Source organism: Hanstruepera neustonica (assembly GCF_002895005.1).
In the GTDB taxonomy this organism is placed as follows: Bacteria; Bacteroidota; Bacteroidia; order Flavobacteriales; family Flavobacteriaceae; genus Hanstruepera; species Hanstruepera neustonica.
Genome location: NZ_POWF01000001.1, coordinates 663,638 through 679,398, shown reverse-complemented (window position 1 = coordinate 679,398; position 15,761 = coordinate 663,638). Strand labels below are relative to the sequence as shown.

At 35.1% G+C, this 15,761-nt stretch carries 17 protein-coding genes; 8 read left to right on the top strand and 9 right to left on the bottom strand.

The window, feature by feature from the left end:
* Positions 1-54 precede the first annotated feature (54 nt).
* The 4 genes from C1T31_RS03050 (at position 55) to C1T31_RS03035 (ending at position 6,389) form a co-directional block, all read left to right on the top strand.
* Positions 55-459: a hypothetical protein gene (locus tag C1T31_RS03050; protein WP_103050978.1), complete on the top strand. Its 405-nt coding sequence runs from the start codon at positions 55-57 to the stop codon at positions 457-459.
* A gap of 136 nt (positions 460-595) precedes the next feature.
* Entirely contained in the window at positions 596-1,678 is a 1,083-nt protein-coding gene (locus C1T31_RS03045; RefSeq protein ID WP_103050977.1) for an efflux RND transporter periplasmic adaptor subunit, read from the top strand.
* 21 nt (positions 1,679-1,699) lie between these two features.
* The gene (locus C1T31_RS03040; RefSeq protein WP_103050976.1) at positions 1,700-4,942 is read left to right on the top strand and encodes an efflux RND transporter permease subunit; all 3,243 of its coding nucleotides are present in this window, start codon (positions 1,700-1,702) and stop codon (positions 4,940-4,942) included.
* On the top strand, positions 4,935-6,389 hold the full coding sequence (locus tag C1T31_RS03035; protein ID WP_103050975.1) for a TolC family protein: 1,455 nt from the start codon (positions 4,935-4,937) through the stop codon (positions 6,387-6,389). Before C1T31_RS03040 ends, C1T31_RS03035 begins: the two co-directional genes overlap by 8 nt.
* A gap of 62 nt (positions 6,390-6,451) precedes the next feature.
* Here C1T31_RS03035 and C1T31_RS03030 read toward each other — a convergent pair whose 3' ends face one another.
* Genes C1T31_RS03030 through C1T31_RS02995 form a run of 8 tightly spaced genes read right to left on the bottom strand, consistent with a single transcriptional unit; the run spans position 6,452 to position 11,438 of the window.
* Positions 6,452-6,814: an MmcQ/YjbR family DNA-binding protein gene (locus tag C1T31_RS03030; protein WP_103050974.1), complete on the bottom strand. Its 363-nt coding sequence runs from the start codon at positions 6,812-6,814 to the stop codon at positions 6,452-6,454.
* 24 nt (positions 6,815-6,838) lie between these two features.
* Positions 6,839-7,249, bottom strand: a complete 411-nt coding sequence (locus tag C1T31_RS03025; RefSeq protein WP_317047286.1) for a GNAT family N-acetyltransferase — start codon at positions 7,247-7,249, stop codon at positions 6,839-6,841.
* Entirely contained in the window at positions 7,233-7,589 is a 357-nt protein-coding gene (locus C1T31_RS03020; RefSeq protein ID WP_103050973.1) for a DUF4260 domain-containing protein, read from the bottom strand. The genes C1T31_RS03025 and C1T31_RS03020 overlap by 17 nt, the downstream gene beginning before the upstream one ends.
* Before the next feature lies 1 nt (position 7,590).
* Positions 7,591-8,340 (bottom strand): cyclase family protein, encoded by a 750-nt coding sequence (locus C1T31_RS03015; protein WP_103050972.1) that lies wholly within the window; start codon positions 8,338-8,340, stop codon positions 7,591-7,593.
* The gene (hemW, locus tag C1T31_RS03010; protein WP_103050971.1) at positions 8,340-9,500 is read right to left on the bottom strand and encodes a radical SAM family heme chaperone HemW; all 1,161 of its coding nucleotides are present in this window, start codon (positions 9,498-9,500) and stop codon (positions 8,340-8,342) included. Before hemW ends, C1T31_RS03015 begins: the two co-directional genes overlap by 1 nt.
* On the bottom strand, positions 9,500-10,240 hold the full coding sequence (locus C1T31_RS03005) for a DUF3667 domain-containing protein (protein ID WP_103050970.1): 741 nt from the start codon (positions 10,238-10,240) through the stop codon (positions 9,500-9,502). Before C1T31_RS03005 ends, hemW begins: the two co-directional genes overlap by 1 nt.
* Positions 10,241-10,245: 5 nt before the next feature.
* Positions 10,246-10,800 (bottom strand): crossover junction endodeoxyribonuclease RuvC, encoded by a 555-nt coding sequence (gene ruvC / locus C1T31_RS03000; RefSeq protein ID WP_103050969.1) that lies wholly within the window; start codon positions 10,798-10,800, stop codon positions 10,246-10,248.
* Positions 10,800-11,438, bottom strand: coding sequence for a cell envelope biogenesis protein OmpA (locus C1T31_RS02995; protein ID WP_103050968.1), 639 nt, complete (start codon positions 11,436-11,438; stop codon positions 10,800-10,802). The genes ruvC and C1T31_RS02995 overlap by 1 nt, the downstream gene beginning before the upstream one ends.
* Before the next feature lie 49 nt (positions 11,439-11,487).
* Between C1T31_RS02995 and C1T31_RS02990 the strand changes: the two genes are divergently transcribed.
* The 4 genes from C1T31_RS02990 to C1T31_RS02975 all read left to right on the top strand — a co-directional run bounded on the left by C1T31_RS02990 (position 11,488) and on the right by C1T31_RS02975 (position 15,259).
* Positions 11,488-12,456, top strand: a complete 969-nt coding sequence (locus tag C1T31_RS02990; RefSeq protein WP_103050967.1) for a lysylphosphatidylglycerol synthase domain-containing protein — start codon at positions 11,488-11,490, stop codon at positions 12,454-12,456.
* Positions 12,453-13,577 (top strand): glycosyltransferase family 2 protein, encoded by a 1,125-nt coding sequence (locus tag C1T31_RS02985; RefSeq protein ID WP_103050966.1) that lies wholly within the window; start codon positions 12,453-12,455, stop codon positions 13,575-13,577. The genes C1T31_RS02990 and C1T31_RS02985 overlap by 4 nt, the downstream gene beginning before the upstream one ends.
* Before the next feature lie 63 nt (positions 13,578-13,640).
* Complete coding sequence (locus C1T31_RS02980) at positions 13,641-14,528, top strand: hypothetical protein (protein WP_103050965.1); 888 nt, start codon at positions 13,641-13,643, stop codon at positions 14,526-14,528.
* Complete coding sequence (locus tag C1T31_RS02975) at positions 14,528-15,259, top strand: Bax inhibitor-1/YccA family protein (protein ID WP_243398884.1); 732 nt, start codon at positions 14,528-14,530, stop codon at positions 15,257-15,259. Before C1T31_RS02980 ends, C1T31_RS02975 begins: the two co-directional genes overlap by 1 nt.
* On the opposite strand, the gene C1T31_RS02970 is transcribed toward C1T31_RS02975, so the two are convergent.
* Positions 15,256-15,732, bottom strand: a complete 477-nt coding sequence (locus C1T31_RS02970; protein WP_103050963.1) for an energy transducer TonB — start codon at positions 15,730-15,732, stop codon at positions 15,256-15,258. The two genes, C1T31_RS02975 and C1T31_RS02970, sit on opposite strands and share 4 nt — an antisense overlap.
* Positions 15,733-15,761: the final 29 nt, after the last annotated feature.

Here is a 15,761-nt window from a genome sequence, read left to right as displayed (position 1 = left end):
TTTACACAAAAAACTTGTAAGGAATAATTCGTCAAAATACTTTTGTACCCGAAAATGAAAAAGGCATTTCTAATATATGTATTAACACTCGTTGTCATTCTAGGCGGCTTGATGCAGTTGCACGCTCATTCTAGTCAGCATAATGATTCTGTTTCTTACAATGAGTTGTTAAATACTAATGTTGCTTCATTATCGAGTAGTGCACAATTTCTTCATTCCTCAACTCATGCCTTTTTGAAGTTTAAAAAGGTATTTGCCGAACTCACTGAAAATGAAGAAATTGATGGATTTGAAAAAAGTCAATCATCAAAATTCAGTGATGATGTGTCTACTATATTCTTACATAGTTTCTTCAAAAACAATCTATTTGAATTTGAGGAACTCTCTTTAGGTTGCCATAAACCTTCAAAGGCATTTTCTTATAAACGCTACATCAAATTCGAAGTCTTTAGAATTTGATATCTCTTTACAGGTAGATAAACAATTTCCTATCTAATTCCTGTAATTATCTCTCATTTCTTTTTTTATATGTCTGTGTTGATTTACAACGCGGTCAAACCACTTATCATTTTAATCATCAAAAATTCATTTTATTATGAAAAAAATCCCAATTATCATGGGACTTTTAGCCATAGTTTTAAACATTGGCTGTAATTCTCACAAGGAAGAAAAACATGAAGAACGTACATTTCAGGTAACTAATCCTGTTTTCAGAGACACTTCCATAACAAAAGAATATGTGGCTCAAGTACATTCTATTCGACACATAGAATTGCGCGCTATGGAAAAAGGCTACCTACAAAACATATCTGTTGATGAAGGTCAGTCTGTTAAAAAAGGCCAGCCTTTATTTCAAATTATGCCCAACATTTATCAAGCCGAATTACTCAAGGCTAAAGCCGAAAGCAATGCCGCATCTATCGAATACGACAACACCAAATTATTGGCAGATAATGAGGTTGTCTCACCAAATGAACTGGCTCTTGCAAAAGCCAATTTTGACAAAGCTAAAGCTGAAGTTGTGCTCGCTGAAACTCATTTAGGCTTTACTGATATAAAAGCCCCTTTTGATGGCATTATTGACCACTTTCATGTTAGAGAAGGCAGTATGTTGGATGAAGGTGAACTACTCACAACACTTTCAGATAATAGTAAAATGTGGGTTTATTTTAATGTACCTGAAGCTGAATATCTGGATTATATTATGAATGCTGATCAGAACAAAAACCAAAAGGTCAATCTGCTTTTGGCAAACAATAAGGTATTCAATCAGCAAGGTATAGTAGAAACCATTGAAGGTGAATTCAACAACGAAACTGGAAATATTGCCTTCAGGGCTACTTTTCCAAACCCAGATAGTATTTTAAGACACGGTGAAACAGGAAATATTCTAATGACCATTCCACTGGAACATGCATTACTTATTCCTCAAAAATCAACATTTGAAGTTCTAGACAAACGTTATGTATTTGTTATAGACCAAGATAACATTGTCAGACAACGAGAAATCAAAGTTGGCGCAGAACTTTCCCATTTATTTGTTGTTGAAAGTGGCTTAAATGAAAACGATAACATATTGCTGGAAGGCATCAGATTGGTCAAAGATGGACAAGAAATAAAATACGAGATAGAAGATGCTAACGAAGTATTGAATAGTCTTGAAATGTACGCCGAATAACAATTATAAAAAATTAGCAACATGTTTAAAAAGTTTATTCATAGACCTGTATTGGCCATTGTTATTTCAGTAATCATCGTCTTTACCGGTTTATTGGCAATCAAACAATTACCGATTTCGCAATTTCCGCAAATTGCACCTACAACGGTCAATATTTTTATAGCATATCCTGGCTCTAGTGCCGATGTTTTGGTTAAGTCTACCCTTATTCCATTGGAAACAGCTATTAATGGTGTTCAAGGCATGCGTTATATTGCTTCTGATGCCACTAGTGCTGGTGAAGGGACCCTTCGTGTCATCTTTGAACCTGGGACAGACCCCAACGATGCCGTAGTCAGGGTAAAAACGAGGGTAGATCAAGTTATGCCCTTATTACCTGAATTAGTACAACGTGAAGGTGTTATCATCACACCAGTACAACCAAGTATGTTGATGTATGTAAACCTGTACAGTAAAAATAAAAACGATGATGAAAAGTTTCTGTACAATTACGCCTATACGCGAATAGTTCCCGAAATACAGCGAATAAATGGGATAGCCAGTGCTCAAATTCTAGGTAGCCGTAAGTTCGCTATGCGTGTATGGTTAAAACCAGACCGTATGCGAGCCTATAATATTTCAGCCGAAGAAGTCCTTGAAGCTATGGAGGACCAAAGTATTTTAGCAAGACCAGGGCGAATTGGTCGTAGTTCAGGGAAAAAATCTCAAGCATTGGAGTATGTTTTGACTTACAGAGATCGATATAGCACAGCCGCTGAATACAAGGATATTATCGTCAAGGCCAATTCAGAAGGTGAAATTATTTCATTAGGCGATATTGCCGATGTTGAATTGGGAAGTGAATTCTTTGATATTTATTCCAATTTAGATGGGAAACCTTCAGCATCCATTGTACTCAAGCAAACTTTTGGGAGTAACGGTAGTGATGTTATAAACGATGTTAAACAAAAACTCGACGAACTTAAAGAGGAGCTTCCACCAGGTGTTGAATATAAAATCAGTTATGACGTTTCAAACTTTTTGGACGCTTCCATAGAACAAGTACTCCATACCTTGAGAGATGCTTTCATTCTTGTGGCCATAGTTGTGTTTCTATTTTTAGGTGATTGGCGTTCGACGCTTATTCCTATAATCGCTGTACCTGTGTCCTTAATCGGAGCTTTCTTTATCATGCAGATTTTTGGTCTTTCCATAAACCTAATTACGCTCTTTGCTCTAGTATTGGCTATTGGTATTGTGGTTGATAATGCCATTGTTGTTGTAGAAGCAGTTCACGTAAAAATGGAAGAAGAACATCTATTGCCTTATAAGGCATCGCAGGCTGTTTTAGGCGAAATTGGTGGTGCCATTATTGCCATAACATTGGTTATGGTTTCGGTTTTTATTCCCATTTCATTTATGTCTGGTCCAGTTGGTGTTTTCTACAGACAGTTTTCAATAACCATGGCAGGTTCGATTATTATATCAGCGATTGTAGCCTTGACATTGACACCCGTATTGTGTGCCATGCTATTAAAAAACAATCATGGTATCGCTCGAAAAAAATCCCCTATAAACCGATTTATTGATTGGTTTAATAACGGGTTTGAAAAACTTACTGGGCGTTATGTTGGTTTCTTGAAATATATTGTAGACAGACGAGTAGTTACTTTTGGACTTTTAATCGCCTTTTGTGTAGGAATCTACACAACCAATAAAGTATTACCTGCTGGATTTATCCCAAGCGAAGACCAAGGTATGATTTATGCCATTATTCAAACACCTCCTGGTGCTACTTTAGAACGCACCAATGAAGTTGCCAGAAAACTTCAAGCCATTTGTGAAGAAATTGATGGTGTAGAATCGGTTTCGTCATTGGCAGGTTACGAGATTATGACCGAAGGTCGTGGATCCAATGCAGGAACTTGCTTAATAAACCTAAAACCATGGTCTAAACGAGAACACTCCGTTCATGAAATTATGGAAGAACTGGAAGAAGAATCGAAAGACCTTGGCGCCATTATTGAATATTTTGAACCACCTGCTGTTCCAGGCTTTGGTTCATCAGGCGGATTTTCTTTGCGTTTATTGGATAAAACCAACTCCACTGACTATCATGAGTTTGAACGCATCAACAATTCTTTTTTAGAAGAATTAGGCAAACGTAAAGAGTTGAGCGGTTTATTTACATTTTTTGCCGCCAATTATCCTCAATACGAATTGATAATCAATAATAAAGCAGCTATGCAAAAAGGAGTTTCTATTGGCAGAGCCATGGAAAACCTCAACATTTTGATAGGTAGTACCTATGAGCAGGGCTTTATTAAGTTTGGTCGCTTTTTCAAAGTTTACACCCAAGCTGCACCGGAATATAGGAGTCAACCAACAGATTTGGAGAAACTATATGTTAAAAATGAAGAAGGCGAAATGGTTCCGTATTCTGCATTTATGAAAATGGAAAAGCGTTTGGGTCCCAATGAGATCACCCGTTACAACCTATATAATTCAGCTGCCATTCGTGGTTTACCTGCTAAAGGATTTACCAGCGCCGATGCCATCAAAGCCATTCAAGAAGTAGCCAAAGAAAAATTACCGAGAGGCTATGATATTGCTTGGGAGGGGTTATCATATGATGAGGCAAACAGAGGGAATGATGCCATCGTGATTTTCGGGATTGTTCTCATCTTTGTTTATTTTGTGTTGGCTGCCCAATACGAAAGTTTCCTTTTACCATTTGCTGTGCTACTCTCGCTTCCAGTTGGTGTGTTTGGTTCCTTCCTATTGTTAAAATTAATGGGGTTATCCAATGATGTTTATGCACAAATTGGTGTTATTATGCTCGTGGGATTACTTGGTAAAAATGCCGTGTTGATAGTTGAATTTGCAGTTCAGAAACACAGGCAAGGCGCCTCGGTTTTAGATGCCGCCATTGAAGGTTCTAAAATGCGATTCAGACCCATACTCATGACTTCATTTGCCTTTATTGCCGGTTTAATTCCATTGGTAGTTGCTACAGGCGCTGGCGCCATTGGAAATAGAACCATTGGTGGTTCAGCTCTTGGCGGTATGCTTTTAGGGACAATATTCGGAGTGATCGTCATTCCAGGATTATACTATGTATTTGCTAAAATGGCGGAAGGCCGAAGTCTCATAAAAGATCAAGTTCATGAGCCTATTTCCGAAGAATTTATGCGAACTAGTGAAGGTGATGGCAGTATTCGAGCAAGGTTGAAAGCCATGAACAAACAATTAAAGAAATTGATGAAACGTAAAGACAATGAATAACTATAAATTCAATAATAAAACTTTTAGATTAGGGTCTGCATGCATTCTTGCAGCCCTAATTCTAAACAGTTGTGCCCCTTCCAAAGACTTGAAAGAAGCCAACACCGTTTTACCGGAGGGGTATCAAGAAACGGTTATAACAGACTCCTTGAATACTGTGGATTTAAATTGGAAAGCCTTTTTTAATGATGCCGACTTGATTACACTTATTGATTCGGCATTGGTCAACAATCAAGAGTTAAATATCATCCTGCAAAAGGTGAATATGTCTGAAAATGAAATACAAGCGCGAAAAGGTGAGTATTTACCTTTTGTAAATGTTGGTGCAGCTGCCGAAGTAGAAAAAGTTGGTCGCTATACCAGTCAAGGTGCAAATGATGCCAATACCGACATCAGACCAGGAGAAGAATTTCCAGAGCCTTTGCCAAATTATGGTGTAGGTGTTTTTGCATCTTGGGAATTAGATGTTTGGAAAAAACTTCGGAATTCAAAAAAAGAAGCTGTCATGGAATACTTGTCAACAGTTGAAGGCAAAAACTTTTTGGTTACCAATTTAATTTCTGAAATCGCCAGCTCCTATTATGAGCTTCAGGCATTGGATAACAAATTGGCCATCATAGAGCAAAACTTAAAACTTCAAAATAATGGATTGAAAACCATTCAGCTACAAAAACAGGCTGCAAGGGCCACTGAATTAGGCGTACAACGTCTTCAAGCTGAAGTTTTCAAGAACCAAAGTGAACGTTATGCCGTTATGCAGGAGATTGTTGAAATTGAGAACAAAATCAATTTTCTTTTAGGGAGAACACCACAACATGTGAACCGTCGTTCGGAAGAATTTATTGAAAGGGAACTAGATACTATGTATACAGGAATTCCTTCTCAATTGCTGTCTAATCGTCCGGATATCAGGCAGGCTGAATACGAGCTGGAAGCAGCCAAGTTGGATATTAAGGTGGCCAAAGCCAATTTCTACCCTTCATTTACCATAAAGGCAGGGGTTGGATTCGAAGCGTTTAACTTGAAGTATTTGACGGCTTCCCCAGAATCGTTAATTTATAATTTAGTAGGAGATATGGTGGCGCCATTGATAAACAGAAATGCTATAAAAGCTGAATATAACAATGCAAACGCTAGGCAAGTTCAAGCCGTATTCGAATATGAAAAAACCATTTTAAACGCTTACATAGAAGTAGCCAATGAACTATCAAATATTGAAAACCTTCAGAAAAGTTATAATCTGAAAGATCAACAGGTAGAAGCCTTGACCAAATCTATTGATATTACCAATAAACTATTTAAATCTGCAAGAGCAGATTATATGGAAGTTTTATTGACCCAAAGAGATGCTTTGGAATCTAAAATGGATTTGGTTGAGACCAAAAAGAACCAGCTTTTAGCTAGAGTCTCTATGTATAGACATCTAGGAGGTGGATGGCAAAATTGATGAGTGGTTAGTTTTTTAGTGTTAAAAGCCGTTTCTCAATTATGTAGAAATGGCTTTTTTAATTACAAAAATTCGTTTTGAATCTTTTTTGGCAACGATTTTACGATCAAGTCATAAGAATCATCAATCATTTGCTTGACAAAAAGCATATCTAAATCTCCATCAAAAAGCCTAACAGTGTTCCAGTGCTTTTTGCTCATGTGGTAACCAGGCTCAATGCTTTCATATTGCTCTCGCAACTCCAAAGCATAATCTGGATCACACTTTAAATTGATGGCCTGCTGATTTTCTTCCCAGCTCTTTAACGAAGTTAATAAAAACATTTTACCAGCAACCTTAAACACCAATACATCCTCATCAAAAGGAAAATGCTCTGTTACTTGTTGTTTTGATAGACAGTAGTTTCGTAATTGTTCAATGTTCATGATTATATCATTTAATCCAATACGCTATAATAATAATCGTTCCATGACTTTTTCAGGATGTTTTAATTCTGTGAAACCAAATTGTTTATACAAACCATGCGCATCCGATGTTTTCAGCATCCAAACTTTACAGGTCTTTAACAACGGGTCATTTATGATAGATGCCATGAGCTGTTTGGAATAGCCTTTACCGTGAAATTCAGGTAAAATGAACACATCCATAAGATATACAAATACAACATAATCGGTTACGATTCTCGCAAATCCTATTTGTTTGTCATCTAAATAGACTCCAAAACACAAGGAACTATCAACGGTTTTTTGGACCTCGCTAATAGTCCTTCCTTTAGCCCAATATGTGGTCTTTAAAAAATCATGAATAACCTCAACCTGAAGTTTTGATTTATCTTTAGAAATTTTAATTATGCTTTCCAACTTTTCCTAAATGTGTGTTTTGAAATGAGGAGTTATATTTTAATCCATAACCAAAAATCCGATCCAGAGAAGCATGAGAAAATACCATTATTCCAATTAATTGTATTAGGTCATTATTGTAAGCAACTCCAATTATATAAATGATTATTGCCAATCCCTTATGATGACATAAATTATAGGTAAACGCTCCAACTTTAGAATTGATTAAATAGCCCAACATCCCTATATCAGGTGTTAACAGCAACACCAAAAACCACCACCAGGGATAATGTAATTGATTAAAGGCAAGAATACCCAAACCAAACATGGCAAATTCTTCTAGTTTTAATAAATTTTTCATGTTATTCTAAAAGTTGGTAAAGGACTGGTTTACTTGGTGAAGCATCATTTTCAAAAGGTGCTATTTGTAAGTTTAAGAAATAAGTTCCATCTACTACTTTATTCGGTACAAAAATAAACTCGGTTATGGTAGAATCCTTTCTGATTTTTCCATTTACATTCCAAAATGCCTTGTGGGCTTTTAGAGCACCTTCATCTTTTTCCTTATCAACACTTGGCAAATCAATCAGTAAATGTTTAATCCCCATTTTAACTAAAAAATTTACGGCATCCTCCTGTAAAAAAGGCCAATTTGTGTTTGAATATTGCTTGGATTTTTTTTCAGTGGTATTGGGTATGGTTCTGATAATGATGGCATCTCGTTTTTTATTTCCAAAAGCAAATTGCAGCTGCTTTTTGGAAATCACAAAATCATCATCAATTAATTCTGGTGCAACTGTTACCAATTCAGCCAAAAAGAAAAACTGTTTAAGACTCTTATTTACCGAATGTACTGTTTCGGTAATATGCCCTACACATTCTGTATGCGTACCATGAGCGTGTGGATTAAACTGAATATTATTAAAATTCACACTAGCTCCTTTGGAAACACTCGCAATCCATTCGCCATCTTGAACGGGATCAATTTTGGGCTCATCAATATACCAAGCGTTTAAATTGGATTTTGATGCCTTAAGTGGAATGGAAATATCTAATGGTTTTGATAGGTCAATTTTATAGTTTCTGGAATTCGTATGTATGGTTGCTAGCATTATAAATTAAGTTTAAAAAGGTCAGACGCTATGCCGTCAGTTAAAAATTTACCCTCTGAAGTAACTAAAAGTACATCGTTTTGAATATATAACAATTGTTGGTCAATATGGCGTTGGGCTTGTTGTAATAAATACTTTTTATAGGAAATTCCAAATTCTGTTTCAACTTTTGTAAGTGATACGCCCCAAATGGTTCGTAAACCAGTCATAATATACTCGTTATAAGAATCGGTTGTGGTTAAACTTTCCCATTCTATGGCAAGTTTATTGTCTTGTAAAGCCTTAATATATTTTGTATTGTTACGAACATTCCAACCACGTTGCTTACCATTAAAAGAATGTGCCGATGGCCCAATGCCCAAATAGATTTTCCCTTGCCAATAGGCTGTGTTATTTTTGCTAAAAAAATTGGGTTTACCAAAGTTTGAAAGTTCATAATGTATAAAACCTTCGGTTTCCAATTTGTTAGTCAACAAATGAAATTGTTCTTGAGCTACCTCATCGTCAACATCTTGTACAATTCCTTTTTTAATGAAACTCTCTAAAGCTGTTTCGGGCTCAACCGTTAAAGCATAGCAGGAGATGTGCGGAATACCATACGACAATCCTATATCAATATTTTTTAGCCATTGCTCATTAGTTGCGTTAGGAATACCGTAGATTAAATCTATTGATATGTTGTTGAAATGCTTTGTGGCTTCCTTTAAGCAATTTTTAGCCTCTTGGGCATTGTGTGCACGATTCATCAATTTTAAATCCTGTTCAAAAAACGATTGGATACCAATGCTCAAGCGGTTAATACCTATCTCTTTATAACTTTCAAAAAGACCTCTCGACTCCGCTCGAGGTGACAATTCACTTTGAATTAAATCATCAGGGTTCGACTCTAGTGTAATTTCAGGTTCTTCAACTACTTGATAATTATTATAAACCGAATTGATAATTTCTTGAATTTCTTCATTGGTTAACAAACTAGGTGTTCCTCCTCCAAAGTAAATGGTCTCTACAAACTGATTTCGCAATTCATCTTTTCTTAAAAACAATTCATTTTGCAAAGCAGAAATCATGTCAGCTTTCTTTTTTAGAGATGTTGAAAAATGAAAATCACAGTAATAACAGGCTTGTTTACAAAAAGGGATATGTATATAGATGCCTGCCATTAATTAGATTTTAGCCAAACTATTAAAAAAGATATACCAAAGCCAAAAATTATGTAGAGTAAAATTCCAAAGAAATAAACTAACAGAATCTTTACAATAACTAACAGGCTTTTCTTTTGAAAAAAGGATATTAAAGCATAAACAACATATAGTAACATGAGTACGAATGGTATCATCTTGAGTTGAGAATCCCCAAACTTAATAACGAATATCGATACTGTTGTTAAAATTATGTAAAACGCTGCCATATAGAATGAAACCGCTAAATATTCAGCTAGAGAATACAGTCTATAAAAGAAGAGTTTTAGCATTAATGCAAAGGAAAACACAAACGTAAAAATGATGTTATTGATGTTGTTGGCCATAAAAACACCAGCTTTGTTCAATAAACCAGTTTCAATAGATTCGCTATCAGCTTGAACAACATTTTCCATTGGATCATAGTTTAAAAGAGCCTTGACCAAAACAAAAACGACCGTTGTTAGTATAAAAAAAGCAACTGGTTTGTAGTAGGTCTTGCGCTTACCGGAAAGATAATTTCTAAAAAGTTGTCCAGGATTTAAAATTAAAGCTTTGATGGTCACCCAAAGAGGTGCATCAATAGAGAACATAGCATTGATAACATCTTGAAAAGTTTCAGTAAAAGTGACTTTTGCAACAGATGCTTTTTGACCACAGTTTGGGCAAAACTTGCTGTCAATTTTTGAATGGCAGTTTTTACATGTTGTAAAATTTTCCATGTAATCTATTTCTTTACCCTGTCTTCATTTTGCTTAACAAAACTAGCCCAACCTGAATAACTTTTACCAACACTAACACGTCCTTGGTTATAGAAATGGCATACCGCAGCAGCCAGACCATCGGTGGCATCCAAGTTTTTTGGTAGTTCTTTTAATTGCAACAAACTTTGCAGCATTTTGGCTACTTGATCCTTACTCGCATTACCATTTCCAGTAATAGCCATTTTAATTTTTTTTGGCGAATATTCTGTAATGGGCACTTCACGAGACAATCCAGCTGCCATGGCAACACCTTGCGCACGGCCTAATTTCAACATACTTTGGACATTCTTACCGAAAAAAGGTGCTTCAATAGCAATTTCGTCTGGATGATGGGTTTCAATGAGTTCAATGGTGCGTTCGAAAATAAGCTTCAACTTTAAATAATGATCATCATATTTTTTCAGGTCCAATTCATTAAGCTGCATAAACGACATCGTTTTGCCTACAACTTTTATGAGACCAAAACCCATGATGGTTGTGCCAGGATCAATTCCTAAAATAATTTTTTCTTTGCTCATTATTCACAAAAATAGCAACCGCTTAAAGAAATGGAAACACCCACAGTAACCGTTAACAAATTCCCGTTAAAGGAACCGTAGCCTTCTGTCACTGGATCAAAATCTCCTCCAAAACCAAATATATAAGACGTGTCTAAATAAGCTGAAAACGTTCGTGTTATGGCATAATGAAACTCAATCCCTGCCATGACATTGAAAAATATATTCTTATTGTCCGCGTAATCACTTAATGGCTTTATAAAAGACATACCAGGACCAGCATGTCCTACAATCCCTATATGCGTTGGCAAAAAAGTCATTAAAGTTGTAGCATCATAAACAAACTGCGCGTTGATTCTGCTGTAGTTTATTTTAAAATACGGGGAATCGCCATTGTTAGCTATTCGATTAAAGCCATAATCCAATTTTACGCCATATTGTGGTCTAAACATACGCTGTACACCAAGATTAATTGTTGGAAAATTGATTGGCTTGGCTTCAAAGCCAGGTACAAATCCACTTGAGCTAGGACTATTAATTCCAATAGCAAATTGCCCTTTCCATCTACTGGCCTCGCTCTGTCCAAAGCTATCAACTACAATGAATAAAAACCCGATGATTAAGCAGTAAAATCTATAATTGGCAAAAAATGACTTCATATAACTTTTATGTTTTATTTTGTAAAAATTTAACTGCGACCTCAAGTATATGTTTGGAGCCGTTCCTTACAAAACTAAACAATTCTTTTTTGTACTTATTAAATTAAGTATAGTTGTTGGTGCTTTTTATTTTATCTATCACAAGTTGACAACCAACCACGAGTTAGATTTTCAAGTTTTTGGCCAGTTTTTATCAAAAAATGACGCTTTTACCGCAAAAAACATCGTTTTTTTAGTGATTTTAAGCATTTTTAATTGGTTTTTTGAAATTTTAAAATGGCAACATTTAGTGTCGTTTTTTAAAAAAATATCTTTTTTAAATTCACTGGAACAAAGTCTTGGGTCATTAACCGCATCCTTATTTACACCAAATCGAATTGGTGAATACGGAGTCAAAGCCATGTATTATTCCAGGAGTGACACTAAAAAGATATTAGCACTAAATTTATTAGGGAACTTTATGCAAATGGCTACTACCGTATTATTTGGCTTTTTGGGTTGTTACTTGTATTTTTCAAAATATTCTTTGGACATTGAGTATTATAAAGTGTTTAGAATTGGTGTTGTCATTTTCATAATTGTCATATTTCCCATTATAGGATTGAAAAAAAGTAACTTTTCCATAAGAGGCATTTCCATGTCGACGGCCAAAATATTTTATACCTCAATTCCATGGTATATTTATTTCAAGGGGTTATTGTTTTCAATCATTCGATATTTAATTTTTTCCTTTCAATTTTACTTTCTACTTAAAATGTTTGGATTAACCTTGGACTATGTTGATGCCATGACAATTATTACAACTATGTATCTTCTAGCATCCATTATTCCAACACTTGCTATTTTTGATGTTGTTCTCAAAGGCAGTGTGGCTGTTTACCTGTTTTCTGTAATCAAAATAAGCAACTTGAGCATTTTAAGTGTGGTGACGCTTATGTGGATACTAAATGTTGTTTTGCCAAGTCTGTTAGGTGCTATGTACGTTTTAAAATTCAAACTCCCTAAACAAACAGTATGATTATTGGTACGTTCATCATATTAGGTTGTTATCTCATTCTTATTGGGAGCTTTGTTTTTGGGTTTGATAAAGTCAAGCAATTTGAATCGATATCAACCGAACCCCAAACTAATTTCTCGATTGTTATTCCCTTTAGAAACGAAGCCGAAAACCTCAAAGAAATCATTGATTCCATTAAACGGTTAGAATATCCTAAAACCCATTTTGAAATTATTTTTGTTGATGACAACTCAACCGATGATTCCGTTTCGATTATTAAAAATCATCTTATTGACTATCCTTTAGACTGGATCGTTTTAAAAAATGTTGTGGACACAAAATCACCAAAGAAAGATGCCATAAAAACAGCCATTTCCTATTCCAAACATGACTGGATTTTGACCACTGATGCCGATTGCCTGCTACCCAAAACTTGGTTAAAAGCATTTGATAATTTTATTCAAAATCAAGACCATTTTCTCATTACTGGACCAGTTAAATTTCAAGAACCAAAATCTTTTTTAGAGCACTTTCAAAATTTGGATTTTATGAGTTTGATGGGAACTACCATTGGTAGTTTTGGCATCAAAAAACCCTTTATGGCCAATGGTGCCAATCTCGCTTATACAAAGTCTTTTTTTCAGAAACTTAACGGATTTGAAAGTGATTTAAATATAGCCAGTGGTGATGATGTATTCCTATTGCAAAAGGCCGTGAAAGAAAACCCTAGTCGTGTAGCTTATCTTAAATCAAAAAATGCCATAGTAACCACAAAACCACCATCCAACTGGAGCGGTCTAATTTCCCAACGCATTCGCTGGGCTTCAAAGGCTTCTAGTTACAAAAACCTCTTTTCGCTTGTTACAGGCTTAATTGTATTGCTTGCAAATTATTTACTGATCATTCTGGCTCTACTAGTCCTGACAATTGAGGTAAATTTGACAACCCTAGGTCTCGCAATCATTTTAAAAATGGTAGTAGACTATATACTTATTCATAAATCAAGTGAATTCTTTGATCAAAAAGTTCCTGTTTTAACTTTTGTTTTATCTAGTTCCTTGTATCCATTTTTTGTGTCATTGGTTGCTTTTTTGGCAACATTTAAAGGTTATAAATGGAAGAATAGGTCATTTCACAAATAGCTAAATGATATACAACATGTCGTTTAATTTTTATAGTTTTACAAGTATCCAAAAAATGAAAAAATGAAAAAGTTATTTCTAGTGATCGGGTTTATTGTTATAAGTATTTCAGGTTTTACTCAAAACACCTATACCATCAATAATGAAAGTTTAGAACTAAAAACAGAAGTTGACGGCAATCTAGATTTATTGTGGAACATTTTTGATGGCAAATACCGATATTTCATAAGAACTAAAGATGGAAATATTCAGGAATTAGTCAATACTAAAAGTGAAGAAACGAATAGGTATCAAGAGGAATATAAAACCGTTTTAAATAACTTAACTCAAGATTATGGATTAAATGCCGACAAAGTAAACTTGACCTTATTTAGTCTCAAAGAGTATTTGAATACCTATAATGCAACTTCTGATTTAAACTATAATTATGAGGGTCGTGCCAAAATACAATCCCGTTTAGGTGCTTTTGGCGGGTTGACCAATCATCCTTTTGCACAAAACCCTAGTAATCAATCAGGACCTTTTTTCGGATTGGAGTTTGAAATTTTTGAAGAAAATAATTTATCCCGCCACGCTTTGTTCTTTCATTTAAGACATGCATTGGAACATGATGATTTTGAATATTCATCTACCCAATTGGCGATTGGCTATCGGTTTAGAGTTATAAATAAGGAGACCTTTAATTTTTATGGTAATTTAAAAATTGTAACCTATGGACATGCTGAAGGAACAGTTTATTATCCTGATGTAACCAATCCAGGAGCTCTTATTTCAGAAGATATTTCCAGCACTGGAGTTCAAGTCCCTTTTATTTTAGGAATAGGTGCAGACATTAAAATCACAAAAAACAGCTTTATAACATTGGCATATCATGACATTTATGCTGTTTTTATTGATAATAGCGATAATTTCCCAATAGATTTTGCTATAGGCTACAAGATTAATTTATAGTGCGTTTAGACAAAACTTCAAACCCTGCATTTTCAGACTATTTTTGGGAAGACAATAACGGATCTGTCAAAACCATGACTGTTACGGGTATCCTGATAAAGTCATTAGTCTCTATCTTTATTATTGCAGGCATTACTGCTGCTATATGGAAATTACATAGCAATGGTTATCCAGTAAAATGGTTTACAACAGGTGGTATGCTTGCAGCCATTGTTATTAGTATTATTATTTCAGTAAGACAACATTGGGCAAAATTTCTTGTCCCGCTTTACGCTATAGCTAAAGGTTGCTTTTTAGGTGGTTTCAGCAGTTATATTCAAGCTGAATTTCCTGATATGCCTTATCAAGCCATTGGAGTTACCATCGTAACATTTTTGGTCATGCTGATTTTATATCAAACCCGTTTGATTGTGGTTACCAAAAAGTTACGAAGTATTATTGTGACAGCTTGCGCCAGTATTTTTGTAACCTATATTATTTCTTGGATTTTAGGCTTTTTTGGCATCAAGGTTTTTATTTGGGGAACATCGTGGTGGGCTATAGCCTTTAATATTGTTGCTGCTATTTTTGCCTCATTATCGCTATTGTTGGATTTTGACTATATAGAACGCCATAAAAATAAAGCACCAAAAGAAAAAGAGTGGCTGGCCACTTGGGGATTACTGGTTACTCTGGTTTGGTTATATGCTGAAATTCTGCGCCTCATGCGCAAACTAGCAATTCGTTTTTAATTAGCTTGAATAACAATAGGAAGTGTAAAAGCTGTTTTTACCTGCTGCCCACGTTTTATGGCTGGATAAATTTGAGGTAAGGAATCTAAACTTGCATTTACTAACTTCTTGATATTGGGTATCTCGGATAATGTTATTGAGTCTACTTTAAAATCTTGAATGGACATTTTGCCTTTCTCTGAAATTTGAAACTTGATTATCAACGTATCATTTAGATTTTGGGAAACAACTATAGTGTCCGTTTGTATATTTTTGGTGATTGCTTGGGTCAATGTATTTTGAAAACATGCTTTCTTGCCTTCTTTAGTTGTTTCTTTCTCGCATATTGCAAACGTCGGATATTCATCTACCTCACTCCAATTAAATGTTTTGAGTTCTTCATTTAAAATAGCTTCCGAAGATGTTTTTTTTACGTCAAAGTAGTTGCAAGACGTTAAAACAATAAAAGCAATAATTAAATAGCCTTTTTTCATAGTTAGTTATGAAACCGAAAAGTACAATT